General features: G+C 66.5%; 17 protein-coding genes. 9 read left to right on the top strand and 8 right to left on the bottom strand.

The genetic code is table 11. From position 1 onward, the window contains the following. The first annotated feature begins 92 nt into the window (after positions 1–92). From IPU70_RS05080 to IPU70_RS05050, 7 genes are all read left to right on the top strand, one after another. A complete protein-coding gene (locus IPU70_RS05080; protein ID WP_207465492.1) occupies positions 93–1,115 on the top strand; it encodes an amino acid ABC transporter substrate-binding protein in 1,023 nt (340 codons plus the stop codon). A 118-nt stretch (positions 1,116–1,233) separates the two neighbouring features. Further along, positions 1,234–2,100 carry an IclR family transcriptional regulator gene (locus IPU70_RS05075; protein WP_207465486.1) on the top strand — a complete coding sequence of 289 codons (867 nt, stop codon included), beginning with the start codon at positions 1,234–1,236 and terminating at the stop codon, positions 2,098–2,100. 279 nt (positions 2,101–2,379) lie between these two features. Next, complete coding sequence (locus tag IPU70_RS05070) at positions 2,380–3,288, top strand: arginase family protein (RefSeq protein ID WP_207465984.1); 909 nt, start codon at positions 2,380–2,382, stop codon at positions 3,286–3,288. Between the two features lie 42 nt (positions 3,289–3,330). Further along, complete coding sequence (locus IPU70_RS05065) at positions 3,331–4,119, top strand: ABC transporter substrate-binding protein (RefSeq protein ID WP_207465484.1); 789 nt, start codon at positions 3,331–3,333, stop codon at positions 4,117–4,119. A 30-nt stretch (positions 4,120–4,149) separates the two neighbouring features. Then, positions 4,150–4,842, top strand: a complete 693-nt coding sequence (locus IPU70_RS05060; protein WP_013395660.1) for an amino acid ABC transporter permease — start codon at positions 4,150–4,152, stop codon at positions 4,840–4,842. A gap of 4 nt (positions 4,843–4,846) precedes the next feature. Next, a complete protein-coding gene (locus tag IPU70_RS05055) occupies positions 4,847–5,599 on the top strand; it encodes an amino acid ABC transporter ATP-binding protein (RefSeq protein ID WP_207465483.1) in 753 nt (250 codons plus the stop codon). A gap of 160 nt (positions 5,600–5,759) precedes the next feature. Next, positions 5,760–7,316, top strand: coding sequence for an acetolactate synthase large subunit (locus tag IPU70_RS05050; protein WP_207465481.1), 1,557 nt, complete (start codon positions 5,760–5,762; stop codon positions 7,314–7,316). Here IPU70_RS05050 and IPU70_RS05045 read toward each other — a convergent pair. The 8 genes from IPU70_RS05045 to IPU70_RS05010 form a co-directional block, all read right to left on the bottom strand. Further along, complete coding sequence (locus IPU70_RS05045; RefSeq protein ID WP_207465479.1) at positions 7,313–8,023, bottom strand: ABC transporter ATP-binding protein; 711 nt, start codon at positions 8,021–8,023, stop codon at positions 7,313–7,315. The two genes, IPU70_RS05050 and IPU70_RS05045, sit on opposite strands and share 4 nt — an antisense overlap. Then, positions 8,020–8,784 (bottom strand): ABC transporter ATP-binding protein, encoded by a 765-nt coding sequence (locus IPU70_RS05040; protein WP_207465477.1) that lies wholly within the window; start codon positions 8,782–8,784, stop codon positions 8,020–8,022. Before IPU70_RS05040 ends, IPU70_RS05045 begins: the two co-directional genes overlap by 4 nt. Then, complete coding sequence (locus IPU70_RS05035; RefSeq protein WP_207465475.1) at positions 8,777–9,862, bottom strand: branched-chain amino acid ABC transporter permease; 1,086 nt, start codon at positions 9,860–9,862, stop codon at positions 8,777–8,779. Before IPU70_RS05035 ends, IPU70_RS05040 begins: the two co-directional genes overlap by 8 nt. 2 nt (positions 9,863–9,864) lie before the next feature. Beyond that, entirely contained in the window at positions 9,865–10,746 is an 882-nt protein-coding gene (locus IPU70_RS05030) for a branched-chain amino acid ABC transporter permease (protein WP_207465473.1), read from the bottom strand. A 31-nt stretch (positions 10,747–10,777) separates the two neighbouring features. Further along, the gene (locus IPU70_RS05025) at positions 10,778–11,938 is read right to left on the bottom strand and encodes an ABC transporter substrate-binding protein (RefSeq protein ID WP_013395647.1); all 1,161 of its coding nucleotides are present in this window, start codon (positions 11,936–11,938) and stop codon (positions 10,778–10,780) included. A gap of 36 nt (positions 11,939–11,974) precedes the next feature. Beyond that, positions 11,975–12,739, bottom strand: a complete 765-nt coding sequence (locus tag IPU70_RS05020) for an alpha/beta fold hydrolase (RefSeq protein ID WP_242702343.1) — start codon at positions 12,737–12,739, stop codon at positions 11,975–11,977. 56 nt (positions 12,740–12,795) lie between these two features. After that, positions 12,796–14,355 carry a benzoate-CoA ligase family protein gene (locus IPU70_RS05015; protein WP_207465469.1) on the bottom strand — a complete coding sequence of 520 codons (1,560 nt, stop codon included), beginning with the start codon at positions 14,353–14,355 and terminating at the stop codon, positions 12,796–12,798. Between the two features lie 66 nt (positions 14,356–14,421). Next, a complete protein-coding gene (locus IPU70_RS05010; RefSeq protein ID WP_207465467.1) occupies positions 14,422–14,892 on the bottom strand; it encodes a DUF4863 family protein in 471 nt (156 codons plus the stop codon). A gap of 180 nt (positions 14,893–15,072) precedes the next feature. Between IPU70_RS05010 and IPU70_RS05005 the strand changes: the two genes are divergently transcribed. After that, a complete protein-coding gene (locus IPU70_RS05005) occupies positions 15,073–15,981 on the top strand; it encodes a helix-turn-helix transcriptional regulator (protein ID WP_006221123.1) in 909 nt (302 codons plus the stop codon). 143 nt (positions 15,982–16,124) lie between these two features. After that, complete coding sequence (boxC, locus tag IPU70_RS05000) at positions 16,125–17,783, top strand: 2,3-epoxybenzoyl-CoA dihydrolase (protein ID WP_207465465.1); 1,659 nt, start codon at positions 16,125–16,127, stop codon at positions 17,781–17,783. Positions 17,784–17,830 lie beyond the last annotated feature (47 nt).

Raw genomic sequence — 17,830 nt, 5'->3', positions numbered from 1 at the left:
TTAATCTGGCGGCCGGCCCAGTAAGGCAGGGCTTGGTTTCAAACGCAGCCGGCTTACAAGCCGGCGCGGCATCCCTCTCAGGAGAAGCGATCATGAAGCGGTCCATCTTGTTTGCAGCCGGCGCTCTTGCCCTGGCCTGCGCATCCCAGGCAGCGGTGGCAGGACCCACCCTCGATGCCGTGAAGAAAAAAGGATTCGTGCAGTGCGGCCTGACCGACGGCGTATCCGGCTTTTCGGCCACCAACAGCAAGGGCGAATGGGAAGGCATGGACGTGGACATCTGCCGCGCGGTTGCGGCGGCCGTGTTCGGTGATCCGACCAAATTCAAGGGCACGCCGCTGTCCACCCAGCAACGCTTCACGGCGCTGCAATCGGGCGAAGTGGACGTGCTGCTGCGTACCGTCACGCTGACGCAGACCCGCGACACCTCGCTGGGCCTGGCGGCGGTGGCCGCCAGCTTCTACGATGGCCAGGGCATCCTGGTGAACAAGAAGCTGGGCGTCAAAAGCGCCAAGGAGCTCAACGGCGCCACGGTCTGCGTGCAGCCGGGCACCACTACCGAACTCAACCTGGCCGACTGGTTCCGCACCAACAACATCGAGTTCAAGCCGGTGGTGATCGACAAGGTGACCGAGGTCGTGCGCGCCTTCGAGTCGGGCCGCTGCGATGCCTTCACCGACGATTCCTCGCAACTGGCCGCGGTGCGCGCCACGCAGGTCGCCAAGCCGGACGACTACGAGATCCTGCCGGAGCGCTTCTCCAAGGAGCCGCTGGGCCCCATGGTGCGCCAGGGCGATGAGAACTGGCTGGGCATCGTGCGCTGGACGCTGTTCGCGCTGATGGAGGCCGAGGAATACGGCATCACGCAGAAGAACGTGGACGAAATGCTCAAGAGCAACAACCCCAACATTGCGCGCATCCTGGGCGCGACGCCGGGCGCGGGCAAGAACATGGGGCTGGATGAAAAGTGGGCCTACAACGCCATCAAGGCGGTGGGCAACTACAGCGAAGTGTTCGAGCGCAACGTGGGCAAGGACAGCAAGCTCGGCCTGCAACGCGGCACCAATGCGCTGTGGAACAAGGGCGGCGCCATGTATCCCTGGCCGATCCGCTAAGGTTCGCGCCCGTCAAGACGGCCCGGTATTCCGGGCCGTTTTTTTGTGGCATCGCCATGCGATACGTTCGCACCGTAATGCGGTACGCTATGCGCTTTCCACTGGACGCCCACGCGCCATGACGCAGATCCGAAACGCCGAGGATTCCCCATTGTTCATCGCCGCGCTGGCACGCGGCGTCTCCGTCCTGCGGGCCTTCAGCGAGGGGCAGCCGGCCATGACCCTGCCGGAATTGGCGGAAGCGACGGGCCTGAGCAAGAGTTCGGTGCAGCGCTTCACCCACACCCTGTGGACCTTGGGCTACTTGCGCAAGGATCCCTTGAGCAAGAAGTTCTCGCTGGGGCCCTGGTCGTTGGAGTTGGGCATGAAGTATGTGCAGACCAGCCCGCTGGTACTGGGCGGCAATCCCTTCTTGCACACGCTGAACCGCAACAGCCAGGAAACCTGCAGCCTGGCCGAGCCCGATGGCCTGGACATGGTCTACGTGGCGCGCTTTGCCACCCACAAGGAAATGTTCGTGAACATGCCGGTCGGCATGCGGCTGCCGCTGTATTGCACGGCGGCGGGCAGGGCGGTGCTGGCCCGGCTGGATCCCGTAGTCGCACGCAGCCTCCTGGAGCGCTGCGACCGCAAGCCATACACGGCCGCTACCATCACCGACATGGACGCGCTCCTGGCTGAGCTGGAGTTTGCCCGGCGCCATGGCTATGCGCGTTCCAACGGCGAGTTCTATCCGGGGGACATCACGATCAGCGCCGCGGTGTTGGACGCGGGCGGCACGCCGATAGGGGCGGTCAACGTGTCCGTGCCGTCCAGCCGTTGGTCGTTCGAACAGGCGCAGGCGGTGTTCGGCCCGCAAGTGGTGGAAACGGCGCACGCCATCAGCGCGTCGCGCACATTGGGACGGTCGCGTCCCTACTATGAAATGGAGCCGCCAGGCGGCGCCTTGCGTGACGCGATGCCGTTAGCCAGCGACGACGCCTGAGTCCTGCGCAAGCCCCGCGCCAGCGCTCGCGCGCGGATGCGCCTGCGCGTTTTATTCATACTGATTTAGTCGGATATAAAAAATAACGATTAGGGGAAAATCCCTAATTGGCTGGGTGCTTGTATGCGCGCTACTCTTATTTCGACACGATCATATCGCACAGCGATTTGATTGAATCTAAATAGTGATCCCGATCGTGATCAGGGGTACGCGTCGTCACACAGGAGCCGAGTTGTGCAGCAGCCAGCCGAAGTCTGTTTTCATCCCGTCGCCGGGTTCATGGGCCTGCCTTCCGTTCGCGCCGCCGGCACGGGCGCGGCGCGGGCCTGCGTGGTGGGCATTCCCTTTGATTGCGGCACGCATCCGTTCCGGGTCGGCTCGCGCCAGGGGCCGGACGCGATCCGCGAGCAATCCAGGCTGCTGCGGCCCATCGACATCTTCCGGCGCCACGGCATCGATAACCCGCCGGAGTTCCTGCGCGCCATCGACGTGGGCAATGTGGCCTGCCATCCGGGCGATCCGGATGCCTCCTATCCCCTGATCGAGGCTGGCATCGGCGCCATCCTGGACGCGGGCGCCATCCCGATTTCCATGGGAGGGGACGGCGCGGTCACCTTGCCGCAGCTGCGCGCCGTGGCGCGCCGCCATCCGGATTTCGTGGTGCTGCATTTCGATTCGCACACCGACACCTACCCCATCCCTGGCTACAACACGGCCACCACGTTCACGCGCGCCGCCGAAGAGGGGCTGCTGGACGTGGCGTCCAGCTTCCATGTCGGCACGCGCGGCAGTTCCTTCATGCCAGGCGTATTGGAGTTCGGGCGCGAGGTCGGCTACACGATCCTGCCTTACGACGATTTCGATCAGGACCAGAAGGGCGCGCTGGAACAGATCAAGCAGCGCATCGGCCAGCGTCCGGTGTACCTGTGCTTCGACATGGACATCTTCGACCCCTCCTGCGCGCCGGGCGTGTGCACGCCGGAGTGGGGCGGATTGACGGCCAAGGAAGGGCTGGCGCTGCTGCGCCAACTCGCGGGCTTGAACTTCGTGGCGTTCGACGTGAACACCGTGTCGCCGCCGCAAGACGTGCAGGGGGCCACGGCCTTCCTGGCCGCCACCGTCATGCAGGAATTCTGCGCGTTGGCGGCGGTAGCGGTGCAGCAGTATCCGCAGGGGCGTCCGGCCTGAGCCGGCACCGCCACGCCGATAACTTCATTCAAGGGGAAAACGATGAAACTCAAATCCATCCTGTTGAGCCTGGCCGCTGCCAGCCTGCTGGTCCATGCCGGCGCGCAGGCGCGCACCCTGGACGAGGTCCGCGCGGACCAGAGCCTGAACGTCGTCACTACGGCGTCCGCGCCGCCGCACGGCTTCAAGAATCCCAAGTCGAACCAGCTGGAGGGCATCATGGTGGACGTGGCCGCGGGCGTGGCCAAGCACCTCAAGGTATCGGGCAAGCTGTCCGACGTGCCATTCTCCGGCCTGATTCCCACGCTGACCTCGGGCCGCGCCGACGTCATGTCCGCGCCGCTCTTCATCACCGAGGAACGCGCCCGCGCCATCGATTTCTCGGCGCCGGTCTATGAATGGGGCGAGGGCATCGTGGTCAGCGACAAGGCCGACAAAAAGTACGCCAAATTCGAGGACATGAAAGGCCAGCGCGTCGGCGTGCTGGTGGACTCGGTGCAGTTCAACATGATCAAGGACATGCCCGGTACCAAGGTATCCACGTATCAGGACTACTCCACCCTGCTGGCCGATGTGCGCGCCGGCCGCATCGACCTGGGTATCGTGGACCCGCCCAGCATCATCTACCAGATCAAGACCAAGAACATCCCGGGCGTGAAGCTGGATACGGGCTATCAGCCGCAGCGCAAGTGGCAGGTGGGCATGGCCGTGCAGAAGGGCAATGCCGCGCTGCTGGAGGCCGTCAACGGCGCGCTGGCGCAGATGAAGCAGAACGGCGAGCTCGCCGCCATCGGGCAGAAGTGGGGCGTGGCCGACCTGATGAGCAAGTAACGCCGCACCGGCACGGATAAGGAGCACGACTTGGATCTCGCGACCCTGCGCATGTACCTGGCCCCCCTTGCCGAGGGGACGGTCTGGACCCTGGCGCTGTTTTTCTGTTCGGCATTCCTGGCGGTGGCCCTGGGCCTGCTCGTCTGTCTGTGCCGCCTGTCGCCATCGCGGCTGCTCAGCCGCGGCGCGCGTTTTTACATCGACGTGATACGCGGCACGCCGCTGCTGCTGCAGCTGTTCTATATCTACTACGGCCTGCCCGAGATGGGCGTGGTCATCAACGGCTTCGTCGCCGGCGTGTTGGGGCTGACGCTGAACTTCGGCGCCTATCTGGCGGAGCTGTTCCGCAGCGGCATCCAGTCGGTCGACAGCGGCCAGTACGAGGCAGCGCGCGCGCTGGGCCTGGGCAAGGTGCAGCGGCTGCGCCGCATCGTGCTGCCGCAGGCGCTGCGCACCGTGTTCCCGGCGCTGGGCAACTACGCGCTGGTGCTGATCAAGGAAACCTCGCTGGTAGCCGTCATCAGCGTTTACGAGCTGATGCGCGCGGGCGAAATGCTGGCGGGCGCCACCTTCCAGGCGCTGACCGTCTACACCATGGTGGGCGTCATCTACTTCGCCATGTGCAGCGTGCTGGCGTACCTGTTCCGCCGTTCCGAAAAGCGCTTGACCGTGCCGGGGTACTGGAGCGGCGCGGGCGAAAACCACGACATTTCCAAGGCCTGATGCGATGGATGGATTGAACTACGCCGCCCCTATCATCACCATGCAGGGCGTATGCAAATGGTATGGCGACTTCAAGGTGCTGGACGATCTGGCGCTGGAGGTGCTGCCCGGAGAGAAACTGATCCTGTGCGGGCCGTCCGGTTCCGGCAAGTCCACCACCATCAGGCTGATGAACCGCCTGGAGGAACACCAGAAGGGCCGCATCGTGGTCGACGGCATCGAGCTGAACGACGATCTGAAGAACATCGAGCGCATCCGCGCCGAGGTCGGCATGGTGTTCCAGCACTTCAACCTGTTCCCGCATCTGACTGTATTGGATAACTGCACGCTGGCGCCGATGCTGGTGAAAGGCGTGCCGCGGGAGGAGGCCGAAGCGCGCGCCATGGAATACCTGGAGCGGGTGAAGATCCCGCAGCATGCGTCCAAGTACCCGGGCCAGCTGTCCGGCGGCCAGAAGCAGCGCGTGGCGATCGCGCGCGCCCTGTGCATGCGGCCCAAGATCATGCTGTTCGATGAGCCCACTTCCGCGCTGGATCCGGAGATGGTCAAGGAGGTGCTGGACACCATGGTGGCGCTGGCCCGCGACGGCATGACCATGGTCTGCGTCACGCACGAGATGGGATTCGCGCGCGAGGTCGGCGACCGCGTGGTTTTCATGGACCAGGGGGCGATCGTCGAAGCGGACACGCCGGACAATTTCTTCCGCGCGCCGCGCACCGAGCGCGCGCAGGCTTTCCTGGGGCAGATACTGGGCTGAGGACGTCCAAGCAAATTCCGTAGTGCGGAACCTGCGGAATGGTTCCATGACGGCGGCCTGAAATGGCTCTAGCCGGTTTCGGCTACGCTACCTATCATGCATGTCACGCGGGCGCGTACGCGCCCATGCACCGCCCATGGAAAATGATCAGGGAAAAACGATGAACGGCGCTGATAGTCTTTGCGATACCTTGCTGGCCAACGATGTGGATGTTTGCTTCGCGAACCCGGGCACATCCGAAATGCACTTTGTCGCGGCGTTGGATCGCAAGCCGAAGATGCGTTGCGTGCTGGGCTTGTTCGAAGGCGTGGTGACGGGCGCGGCCGACGGCTACGCGCGCATGGCCGACAAGCCTGCCGCCACCCTGCTGCATCTGGGCCCCGGGCTGGGCAACGGCCTGGCCAACCTGCACAACGCCAAGCGCGCCCGCACGCCCATGGTCAACATCGTGGGCGACCACGCCACCTATCACGTTCAGTACGACGCGCCGCTGACCAGCGACGTCGAGGGCGTCGCGCGCCCGATGTCGCATTGGGTCAAGCGCACCATGAAGGCCGCCGACCTGTCCGCCGATGCCGCCGAGGCCGTGGGCGTGGCGCGTCGTTCGCCGGGCAATATCGCCACGCTGATCCTGCCGGCCGACGCGGCCTGGACGGATCTCCCGGAAAACACCGCGCCGGTATTGGCTAAGAGCGAGGCCTTGGCCCAGACCTCGGCCGAGGCGGTGCGCGCCGCGGCCGCCGCGATCCGCTCGGGCGAAGTCACGACCCTGATGCTGGGCGGCACCGCGCTGCGCGAACGCGCGCTGAACGCCGCCGGCCGCATCGCGCGCGCCACGGGCGTGCGCCTGGTGTCGGAAACCTCGAACCGCCGCATCGAGCGCGGCGGCGCGCGCACGCCCGTCGACCGCCTGCCGTATCCCATCGACCTGGCGGTGGCCAAGCTGAAGGACGTGCGCCACCTGGTGCTGGTGGGCGCGAAGGCGCCGGTCGGCTTTTTCGCGTATCCCGGCAAGCCCAGCCTGTTGGCGCCGCCCGATTGCAAGCAGGTGGTGCTGGGCACGCCCGAGCAGGACCTGGCGCATGCGCTGGAGTGGCTGGCCGATGAACTGGGCATCGCCCGGGACGCGCCGCGCCTGGCCGCGGCTCCGGCCAACTACGAGGTGCCGCAGTCCGGCAAGCTGACCGGCGCCGCCGTCAACGTGCTGGTCGCGCATCATCTGCCCGAGCAGGCCATTGTCTGCGACGAGTCCATTACCCAGGGCCGCGAATTTCCCATCTATAGCGCCAGCAGCGCGCCGCACGACTGGCTGATGCTGACCGGCGGCGCCATCGGCATCGGCCTGCCCATGGCAACCGGCGCCGCGGTCGCCTGCCCCGACCGCAAGGTCATCACCCTGCAGGCCGACGGCAGCGGCATGTACACCTTGCAGGCATTGTGGACGCAGGCGCGCGAGAACCTGGACTGCCTGACGGTGATCCTGGCCAACCGTTCCTATGCCACGCTGCACGGCGAGATGAAGAACGTGGGCGTGCTGGAGCCGGGCCGCAACGCCCGCCGCATGCTGGATCTGGAGGAACCGTACCTGGACTGGACGCATCTGGCGCGCGGCATGGGCGTGGAAGCGGTCAGCGTGGATACGGTGGAAGGATTCGCGCGCGCGCTGCAGGAAGGCCTGAAGCGCCGCGGCCCGTTCCTGATCGAAGCGGTGATCTAAACCCCCAGATAGCGCGTCAGCTGCTCCGGCTGCCGGGCCAGCGACGCGCTCTCGCCATCCTGCACGATCTGGCCTTTCTCCATCACCAGGCAGCGGTCGGTGTGTTCCAGCACCGCGCGGTAGTTGCGGTCCACGATCAGGGTGGACATGCCGCTGGCGCGGATCTGCCGGATGATCTTCCAGATCTCGGCCACGATCAGCGGCGCGAGGCCCTCGGTGGCCTCGTCCAGGATCAGCAGTTCGGGGTTGGTCATCAGCGCCCGGCCTATGGCCAGCATCTGCTGTTCGCCGCCCGACAACTGCTGGCCGCCGTGGCCCAGGCGTTCCTGCAGGCGCGGAAACACCTCCAGCACGCGGGCGTAGGTCCATTCCTGGCGGCCGTCCCGGCCCGCGCGCGCCGCCACCTGCAGGTTCTCGCGCACATTCAGGTTGGGAAAGATGCCGCGTCCTTCGGGCACATAGGCCACGCCCATGCGGGCGATGGCATGCGGCTGCGCGCGGGTGCAGTCGCGGCCGTCCACGCGCACGCTGCCCTGGGCGCTTTTGACATGGCCCATCAGGCTGCGGATCAGCGTGGTCTTGCCCATGCCGTTGCGGCCCACCAGGCCGACGGATTCTGCCGGCGCGATATGCATGTCGATGCCGCGCAGCACGTGGCTGGCGCCGTAATAGACGTGCAGGCCGCCTGCTTCGATCAAGGCTGTCATAGCGGGGCTCCATGCGAGTCTTCGCCGAGGTACGCGGTGCGCACGTCGGGGTTGGCGCGGATGTTGTCCGGCGTGCCGCTGGCGATGGCGGCGCCATTGACCATGACGGTGATGGTTTCGGCGACGCGGAAGACCGCGTCCATGTCGTGTTCCACCAGCAGGATGGCGTGGCCGGGCTTGAGCGCTTCCAGCAGTTCCAGGATGCGGTCGGTTTCCTCCGGTCCCATGCCGGCCAGGGGCTCGTCCAGCAGCAGCACCTGCGGCTCGCCCGCCAGGCACATGGCGATTTCAAGCTGGCGCTTGCGGCCATGCGGCAGCAGCCCGGCCTCGCGCGCGGCCTCGTCGGCCAGGCCGGTGCGCTCCAGCGCGTGGCGCGCAAGGTCCGCGCTGTGGCGGCATTCCGCGGCCGAGCGCCACCAGTGCCAGAAGCGTTGGCGGCGCGCCTGGGCGGCCAGCCTGCAATTTTCGAACACGCTCAGTTCGGGAAAGATGGTGGAGCGCTGGTAGCTGCGGCCCAGGCCGGCGCGGGCGCGGTCGGGCTGGCGCCAGGCGGTGATGTCGCGGCCGCCCAGCATCACCTGGCCGCTGCTGGGCGCGAGTTCGCCCGACAGGATGTTGATCAGCGTGGACTTGCCCGCGCCGTTGGTGCCGATGACGGCGTGCACCTGGCCGCGCTGCAATGCCAGCGACACACCATTCACCGCCGTCAGGCCGCCGAAGCGGCGCGTGACCGCGCTGGCGGCAAGCAGAACGTCAGACATGAGGCTCTCCCTGGATGGGCAGGCGGGCGGGGGCCGGCAGACGGCCGGAAGGGGCCGTGTCCGGCTTGGACGCGGTATTGCGGTTGGCGTCGTGGCCCGGGCCGGGCGCAGCGTTGCGCGCCGCGCGGCGCTGGCGTAACTGAGCCGGCAATCCGGCCAGGCCATTGGGCAGCAAGGCCACCAGCGCGATGATGGCGATGCCCAAGGGCAGGTGCCAATGGCGCGCGTAGTCGCCGAACAGTTCCTGCGACTGGAAAAGTTCCTGCAGCAGCACCAGCGCCACGGTGCCCAGCACCGCGCCGCCCAGGCTGCCCATGCCGCCCAGGATCACCATCAGCAGCACCAGGCCGGATTGTTCCCAGGCCAGCAGTTCGGGCGTGACGAAGCCGTCCTTCAGCGCGAACAGAAAGCCCGCCAGGCTGGCCAGCGTGGCGCCCACCACGTAGGCAGCCAGCTTGTACGGATAGGTCGAGTAGCCGGCCGCACGCATGCGCTGTTCGTTGATGCGGATGCCGGCCAGCGCAGCGCCGAAGGGTGAACGCCGCAGTAGCGCCAGGAAGCCCCAGGCCAGCGCCAGGCAGGCCAGCACGAAGAAGTAGAAGGTCCGCGCGTCGCCCAGGTCGAACGGCATCCAGCCGCCCACGGACAGCTCGGGCCGGAAGTACAGATAGATGCCGTCGCTGCCGCCGCCGATCTTGGTATCGTGGAATACGTAGTACGCCATCTGCGAGAAAGCCAGCGTGACCATGATGAAGTAGACGCCGCGGGTGCGCAGCGCCAGCGCGCCGGTCACGAGCGCATAGGCCGCGGCGGCGAGCAGCGCGGCCGGCAGCAGCCACCACAGGCCCGCGGCCTCGGATTCCGGCGACAGCAGCGCCGCGACGTAGGCGCCGATGCCGAAGAAGGCGGCATGGCCCAGGCTGACCAGCCCGGCGCCGCCCACCAGCAGTTGCAGGCTGAGCGCGAAGATCGCGTAGATCATGATCTTGATCGCCAGGCCGGTGTAGTAATCGCTGCCGTTCCAGGCAAAGGCGGCCAGGGCCAGCAGCGCCGCAATGGGCAATAGTCGGTTCAACATGGTCAGCCCTGCTTGAACAGCCCTTCGGGCTTGCAAAGAAGTATGAAGGCCATCAGCAGATACACCAGCACGCCTGCCGCGGACGGAAACAGCACCTGGCCGAAGGTTTCCACCACGCCCACCAGCATCGCGGCCAGGAAGGCGCCGCGGATCGAGCCTATGCCGCCGATCACGACTACCACGAAGCAGATGATCAGCACGCCGTTGCCCATGCCAGGGTAGACCGAGGACACCGGTGCGGCGATGCTGCCCGCCAGGGCCGCCAGCGCCACGCCGGCCGCGAACACCAGGCGGTAGAGCTTGTTGATGTCTATGCCCAGCGATCCGATCATCTCGCGGTTGCTGGCGCCGGCACGCAGCATCATGCCCAGCCGCGTGCGCGTGATGACCCAGTACAGCAGCAACGCCACCGCGATGCCGACGGCCGAGATGAACAGCCGGTAGACCGGATAGGTCATGACGTCGCCCAGCGCGATGCTGCCTTGCAGCCAGGCGGGCAGGGGCACGCCGTGCACGTCGTTGCCCACCAGGATGCTGCGCAGCTCTTCGAAGACCAGGATCAGGCCGTAGGTCATCAATACCTGCTGCAGGTGGTTGCGCTTGTACAGGTAGCTGAAGAATGCGGCTTCCAGCAGATAGCCCAGCGCGCCGGCGGCCAGCACGCAGACCGCCAGCGTGGCCAGGAAGCCGCCGCCCAGCCAGCGGTCGACGACCGGGCCCAGGGCGAACGCCATGTACGCGCCTATCATGTAGAAACTGCCGTGGGCCAGATTGATGATGCCCATGATGCCGAAGATCAGCGTGAGTCCGCTGGCCACCAGGAACAGCAGCAAGCCGTACTGGAATGCGTTCAGGCTTTGGATGAGCAGGATGCTGATGTCCATGGGGCCTCCCTGTGGCGGATTGCGGTCAGCGTCAGAGCTTGCAGCCGCGGGCCGGATCGGCCAGCTTTTTCACCGCGACATCGACGACCTTGTTCTCCAGTCCATCGACGCGGCGCAGATAGATGTCCTGTACCGGGTTGCCGGCGCTGGACAGCGTGAAGGGGCCGCGCGGGCTGTCCACCGTCGCGCCGCGCATGGCCTTGCGGAAGTCTTCCTTCTTGGCAAAATCGCCCTTGACTGCGGCCAGGCCCGACTGCATCAGCTGCGCGGCGTCATAGCCCTGCACCGCGTACACGTCGGGCTGCGCCTTGTAGGCCTTGCTGTAGTCGGCGCGGAAGGCGTTGTCGCGCGGCGTGTTCAGGCCGTCGGCATAGTGCAAGGTGGTCAGCAGGCCTTGCGCGGAAGCGCCCTGGGCTTCCAGCGTGCCGTCAGTGAGGAAGCCCGAGCCGTACAGCGGGATGGTCTTGCCCAGGCCCGCCGCATGGTAGTCCTGCACGAACTTCACGGCCCCGCCACCGGCGAAGAACGTGAACACCATGTCGGGCTTGAGCGCCGCGATCTCGGTCAGCAGCGGCTGGAATTCCACGTTGGGAAACGGCAGGCTCAGTTCCTTCACGACCTTGCCGCCGGCCTTTTCGAAGCCTTCCTTGAAGCCGCCGATGGCTTCATCGCCGGCTGCGTACTTCCAGGTGATGGTGACGGCCGTCTTGTGGCCCTTGGCAAAGGCCACCGGGCCCATGGCGTACGCGGGTTGCCAGTTGGTGAACGACGTGCGGAAGATACCCGGGCTGCACAGCGGGCCGGTGATGGCATTGGCGCCCGCATTGGTCACGATCAAGGTGGTGTCGGCATCCTTGGCGGCCTTGGCCAGCGCCATCGCCACGCCCGAGTGCACGGTGCCGATCAGCACGTCGACCTGATCGCGCTTGATCAGGCGATTGGCATTTTCGGCGGCCTTGGCGGGATTGGACTCGTCGTCTACTTTGAAGTACTCGATCTCGCGTCCACCCAGCTTGCCGCCCTGTTCGGCGACATAGAGCTTGAAGCCGTTCTCGATGGCGTTGCCCAGCGCGGCATAGGTGCCGCTGTAGGGCAGCATGAAGCCGACCTTGATCTTGTCGGCAGCCTGGGCGCCGGTGGCGGCGAGCGTCAGAGCCGCGGCGAGCGCAGCCCGGGTCAGGGCGTGGTTCATGGTTAGTCTCCGTGCTTGTTATGGGCCGACGCGAGGTCAGCGGGGTGGTTCCAGGCCGCCGACAAAGCCGGCGATGGCCTGGATAACGCGGGCCGGCTGGTCCTTGTGCGCAGCGTGGCCGCAGTCGGGAATCTCCAGCAGTTCGGTCTGGGGCGCCAACCGGCGTATGCCGCGGATTTGCGCCAAGGTGCCGTATTCGTCGTCCACGCCCTGGATGGCAAGCACCGGACAGGCGATGCGGGACAGGTATTCGTCCAGGTTCCAGCGGCGGAACGCAGGGTCCAGCCAGATGTCGTTCCAGCCCCAGAATGCCGAATCCGGGTCCGCGTGATAGCGGCCCAGCCGGGCGCGCAGGTCGGTTTCCAGATAGGCCTGGCGCGCTTGCGCGATGCTGGCGACCGACACGTCTTCGACCAGGATGTGCGGGGCCGCGGCCACCACGCCGGCGACGGCATCGGGATGCATCGCGGCGTACAGCAGGGCGATGGAGCCGCCGTCGCTGTGGCCGAACAGCACCGGCTGGTCCTGTGTGGCGTCCACGTCCAGGGCGCGCAGCAAGGCGGGCAGCACCTCGCGCGCCTCGGTGTGCATGAAATCCACCGGCCGTTTTTCTTCGGGTGGACGTGGCGTTGATTGTCCATAGCCGTAGCGCGAGTACACCAGCCCACGGCAGCCGGCAGCCTCGCAGGCGCTCCGGGGCCAGTCCTTCCACATGGACACCGAGCCCAGCCCTTCGTGCAGGAACACCAGCAGCGGGGCGCTGGCGCGATCGGACTCGAGCCACTGGCATTCCAGGCGCAGGTCGCGCCCGCCGGCATGGAACTCGGCAAAGACGGTCTCGGCCACGTCGCACGCGCTCACAGCGTGGCCTCTTCAAGCTGGCGCAGGCGGAAGCGCTGTATCTTGCCAGTGGCGGTCTTGGGCAGTTCTTCGGTGAAGTTGATCTGGCGCGGATACTTGAATGGCGCCAGGTGCTGCTTCACGTAGTTTTGCAAGGCGGCTCCGGTTTGGGCGTCGGGCTCGAAGCCGGGGCGCAGCACCACGTAGGCCTTGGTCTTGACCAGGCCGTCATGGTCCGGCACGCCGATCACGGCGGCTTCCAGCACGGCTTCGTGCTGCACCAGGATGTTCTCGACCTCGACCGGCGACACGTACTGGCCGCTGACCTTGATCATGTCGTCGCTGCGGCCGGCATAGGTGTAGTAGCCGTCCGCGTCGCAGGTGTACTTGTCGCCGCTCTTGAGCCAGTCGCCCAGGAAGCACTGGCGGGTCTTGTCGCGGTTGTTCCAGTACATCAGGGCCGCGCTCGGGCCTTTGATGTAGAGGTCGCCGATGGCGCCGGCCGGCACCAGGGCGCCGCTGTCGTCGCGCAGCTGCACTTCGTAGCCGGGCACCGGCTTGCCCGTGGTGCCGTAGCGCAGCTGACCGGTCTGGTTGGAGATGAAGATGTGCAGCATCTCGGTGGAGCCGATGCCGTCCAGGATCTCGCAGCCGAAGTGGCGCGTGTAGCGTTCGCCGATGTCGCGCGGCAGGGCTTCGCCGGCGGACGTGCAGATGCGCATGGCCACCTGTTCGCGCGCGGGCAGGTCGGGCGAGGCCAGCATGCTGGCGTACAGCGTGGGTACGCCGTAGAACACCGTGGGCCGGTGCCGGGTCAGGCGCTGGAACACCGCCTGCGGCGTGGGCCGTTCGCCCATCAGGATGACGGTCGCGCCGACCGATAGGGGAAAGGTCAGTCCGTTGCCCAGGCCATAGGCGAAGAACAGCTTGGCGGCCGAGAACACTACGTCGTCCTCGCGGATGCCGAGCACGGGCTTGGCATAGAGTTCGGCCGTGTGCCACAGGTTGCCGTGGGTGTGGACCACGCCCTTGGGCTTGCCGGTGGAGCCTGACGAATACAGCCAGAAGGCGATTTCGTCGGACAGGGTGCGCGCCGCGGGCGCAAGCGGCGCCGCCGCCAGCAGGGATTCGAATTCGCGCGCGGCCTCGGGCAGGGGGCCAGCGGGCTGCGAGACCACCAGATGTTCGACGTCGGCCGAAGCCTGCGCCAGCGCCGCCTGCACCACGGGCAGCAAGGCGCCCGACGCGAACACGGCGCTCACGCGGCTGTGGCCGATGATGTAGGCGTAGTCGTCGGCGGTGAGCAGGGTGTTCACGGCCACCGGCACCACGCCTGCATGCAGCGCGCCCAGGAATACCACCGGCCAGTCTACGCTGTCCTGCATCAGCAGCAGGATGCGCTCCTCGCGCCGCAGGCCCAGCTGGCGCAGCGCGCCGGCCATGCGCGCCACCCGCTCCGCCAGTTCGCCGTAGCTGATCTGGCGCGTGTCGTCGATGTAGGCTGGCTTGGCCGCGCGCGGCGCGTTGAGCGCCGCCAGGTGGCTGGCGAAGTTGAGTTCGGCGGGACAGGCGTTCACGGTTGTCTCCTGATGTCCTGTGGGTGGGGGCCGCGCTGTGTGTGTTTTTCTGGCGGCGAGGCGGCGCTAGGACCGCGTGAATTCGATGGCACCGCCCGGCAGCAGATACAGCACCAGGGCGCGGCCGCCGCTTACGGTCGGGCTGTGCGCGCTGCCGGGGCTGTAAACCAGCCAGCCGGCGCCGTGGCCGTCGAAACGGGCGCCCTCGGTCAGCGGCATGATCATGTCGATCTCGCCATTGGGGTGCGCGTGATGCGGGCCGGCAAGATCGTTCATGTCCACGACGTCCACCGAGCAGTCCGCCAGGTCCGGCGCCGGCTTGATGACGCGGCCGTAGCGGATGCCGCCGCCTTCCCGGCTGCACATCCAGCCCTCGGCCACGCCCTGCCTACAGGTGGCGTAAATCTCCTGGAACAGGGCGCTTTGGGGGCCGGCCTCGCGGTTCAGGCTTTCCTGCAGCGCGGCGTCCAGCGGCTGGCCTTGCGTCAGGCGCGCTACCTCGCGCATCAGGGTATGGAATTGGTCAGGCGTACTCACCGGGCTCCTCCTTTACACTGTCGGCGCTTCAGAATCGAGATGAAATCGACTGCTGTTTTTTTGCGCATGAGCCGAGCCGCTTTGGACTCGATGGAGGAAAAATAGTGCTTCCATTGATTAGGGTCAAGCATTATAGTGCATAAAACGTGGTAATCAGGGTTTTTGCGGAGTCACGTAAACATGAATCAAGCGCTAGACGCGGCGCCATCCGAACCCAGGCGGGAAGCGTTCCTGGTGGCATTGGGCGAGCGGGTGCGGCGCCTGCGGGCCATACGCGGCATGACCCGCAAGAGCCTGTCGCAGGTGACCGGCGTATCGGAGCGCCACCTCGCCAACCTGGAGCACGGGGTGGGCAACGCCTCCATCCTGGTGCTGCTCCAGATCGCCCGGGCCTTCAACTGCGCGTTGGCCGAGCTGGTGGGCGACGTCACCACCGAATCGCCCGATTGGCTGTTGATCCGCGAACTGCTCAGCGGCCGCACGGAATCCGACCTGCAGCGCGCGCGCGAGGCCCTGACCCAGCTGTTCGGGGTGGGAGCGGGCGCGCAGCGCCCCAACCGCACCCAGCGCGTGGCGCTGATCGGCCTGCGCGGCGCAGGCAAGTCCACCTTGGGCCAGATGCTGGCCGACGACCTCGGCTACCCCTTCGTGGAGCTGAACCGCGAGATCGAGCGCGTGGCCGGCTGCAGCATCCTGGAGATCCACAATCTGTACGGCCCCAACGCCTACCGCCGCTACGAACGGCGGGCGCTGGAAGAGGCCGTGCAGATCTACCCGGAAATGGTGCTGGCCACGCCCGGCGGGCTGGTGTCCGAGCCGGCCACCCTGAACCTGCTGCTGGCGCATTGCTATACGGTGTGGCTGCGCGCCACGCCCGAGGAGCACATGGGCCGGGTCATGGCGCAGGGCGACTTCCGGCCCATGTCGGGCAACAACGAGGCCATGGCCGACCTGAAGCGCATCCTGGCCGGGCGCGAGGCCTTCTACGCCAAGGCCGACCTGACCTGGGTCACCAGCAATCTGGAGGTGCAGGAGAGCTTTGCCGGCCTGCGTACCCAGGTGCGCAAAGCCTGCGGCCTGCCGCTATAGGCGGGCTCGATGCCGGCCTGGCCGGCAATATGCATTTTTGTGCATGCCCCGCTTGACGGGGCTTTTTTTGTCCTCTAATCTGCATAATAATTCATGTGATGCAGTATTTTTCCTGTTTTGGCAGGCGTACGAGGAGACACACTATGAGCAGCACCCTCAACCGGGTCGATTTCCGTACCGATCCCGAGCAGTACCGCCACTGGCGCCTGAGCTTCGACGGTCCGGTTGCCACGCTGGCCATGGATGTCGCCGAGGATGGCGGTTTGCGTCCGGGCTACAAGCTCAAGCTGAATTCCTACGACCTGGGCGTGGACATCGAACTGCACGACGCCTTGCAGCGCATCCGTTTCGAACATCCGGAAGTGCGCACCGTGGTCGTGACCAGCATGAAGGACCGCATTTTCTGTTCCGGCGCCAATATCTTCATGCTGGGCTTGTCCTCGCACGCCTGGAAGGTGAACTTCTGCAAGTTCACCAACGAAACCCGCAACGGCATCGAAGACTCCAGCCGCCACAGCGGGCTGAAGTTCATTGCGGCACTCAACGGCGCCTGCGCCGGGGGCGGTTATGAGCTGGCGCTGGCCTGCGACGAGATCATGCTGATCGACGACCGCTCGTCCGCCGTCGCCCTGCCCGAGGTACCGCTACTGGGCGTGCTGCCTGGCACGGGGGGCCTGACCCGAGTGACGGACAAGCGCCGCGTGCGCCACGACCACGCCGACATCTTCTGCACCCTGGTCGAAGGCGTGCGCGGCCAGCGCGCCAAGGACTGGCGCCTGGTGGACGAGGTGGTCAAGCCGGCCCGCTTCGAGGAGGCCGTGCGCGAACGCGCGCAGGCGCTGGCGCAGGGCAGCGACCGCCCGGCCAGTGAGCAAGGCATCGCGCTGACGCCGGTGCAGCGTACCGAAAGCGCCGACGGCCTGTCCTACCGCTATGTGGATATCCAACTGGATCGCGAGAAGCGCCAGGCCACCTGGACGGTGCGCGCGCCCGAAGGCGCGGTGGAAACCGAGCTGCCGGATATCGTCGCCGCGGGCGCCGCCTGGTGGCCCTTGCAGATGGCGCGCGAACTGGACGACGCCATCCTGACCATGCGCACCAATGAGCTGGACATCGGCACCTGGATCCTCAAGACCGAGGGCGACGCCGCGTTGGTGCTGGCTGCCGATGCCGCCCTGCAACAGCATGCCGACCACTGGTTCGTGCGCGAAACGGCCGGCATGCTGCGCCGCACGCTGGCGCGCCTGGACGTCACCTCGCGCAGCCTGTTCGCGCTGATCGAGCCGGGCTCCTGCTTTGCCGGCACCTTGCTCGAACTGACGCTGGCTGCCGACCGCAGCTACATGCTGGACAACGAAGACGAATCCGCGCCCGCGCAGATCGTGGTGGGTGCGCGCAATTTCGGCGCCTATCCCATGGTCAACGGCCAGAGCCGGCTGCAGCGCCGCTTTTACGAAGAGGAAAGCCCCTTGGAAGCGGTGCGCGCGCGAGCGGACCAGCGGCTGTCGGCCACGGAAGCGCTGGAGCTGGGCCTGGTCACCTACGCGCCCGACAACATCGACTGGGACGACGAGGTGCGGATGATGCTGGAAGAGCGCCGCGCGCTCTCGCCCGACGCCCTGACGGGCCTGGAAGCCAATCTGCGCTTCGGCGGCCAGGAAACGATGGAGACCCGCATTTTCGGCCGCCTCACCGCCTGGCAGAACTGGATCTTCAACCGCCCCAACGCCGCCGGCGACAAGGGCGCGCTCAAGCTCTATGGCAAGGGCGAGCAAGCCGCATTCGACTGGAACCGGGTCTGACGGCCCCGCGACACCGCGCCGCGTGACCGCGGCCACCCCAAGGAACA

The sequence above is a fragment of the Achromobacter sp. SD115 genome (assembly GCF_017355315.1).
GTDB lineage: Bacteria > Pseudomonadota > Gammaproteobacteria > Burkholderiales > Burkholderiaceae_B > Achromobacter > Achromobacter xylosoxidans_B.
Note: the sequence above shows the minus strand (reverse complement) of the source record. Positions and strands in the feature narration are given on the sequence as shown.

Coding starts and splice junctions, on each gene's coding strand:
- IPU70_RS05080 (WP_207465492.1), top strand. CDS start 93: ATGAAGCGGTCCATCTTGTTTGCAGCCGGCGCTCTTGCCCTGGCCTGC.
- IPU70_RS05075 (WP_207465486.1), top strand. CDS start 1,234: ATGACGCAGATCCGAAACGCCGAGGATTCCCCATTGTTCATCGCCGCG.
- IPU70_RS05070 (WP_207465984.1), top strand. CDS start 2,380: ATGGGCCTGCCTTCCGTTCGCGCCGCCGGCACGGGCGCGGCGCGGGCC.
- IPU70_RS05065 (WP_207465484.1), top strand. CDS start 3,331: ATGAAACTCAAATCCATCCTGTTGAGCCTGGCCGCTGCCAGCCTGCTG.
- IPU70_RS05055 (WP_207465483.1), top strand. CDS start 4,847: ATGGATGGATTGAACTACGCCGCCCCTATCATCACCATGCAGGGCGTA.
- IPU70_RS05050 (WP_207465481.1), top strand. CDS start 5,760: ATGAACGGCGCTGATAGTCTTTGCGATACCTTGCTGGCCAACGATGTG.
- IPU70_RS05045 (WP_207465479.1), bottom strand. CDS start 8,023: ATGACAGCCTTGATCGAAGCAGGCGGCCTGCACGTCTATTACGGCGCC.
- IPU70_RS05040 (WP_207465477.1), bottom strand. CDS start 8,784: ATGTCTGACGTTCTGCTTGCCGCCAGCGCGGTCACGCGCCGCTTCGGC.
- IPU70_RS05035 (WP_207465475.1), bottom strand. CDS start 9,862: ATGTTGAACCGACTATTGCCCATTGCGGCGCTGCTGGCCCTGGCCGCC.
- IPU70_RS05030 (WP_207465473.1), bottom strand. CDS start 10,746: ATGGACATCAGCATCCTGCTCATCCAAAGCCTGAACGCATTCCAGTAC.
- IPU70_RS05025 (WP_013395647.1), bottom strand. CDS start 11,938: ATGAACCACGCCCTGACCCGGGCTGCGCTCGCCGCGGCTCTGACGCTC.
- IPU70_RS05005 (WP_006221123.1), top strand. CDS start 15,073: ATGAATCAAGCGCTAGACGCGGCGCCATCCGAACCCAGGCGGGAAGCG.
- boxC (WP_207465465.1), top strand. CDS start 16,125: ATGAGCAGCACCCTCAACCGGGTCGATTTCCGTACCGATCCCGAGCAG.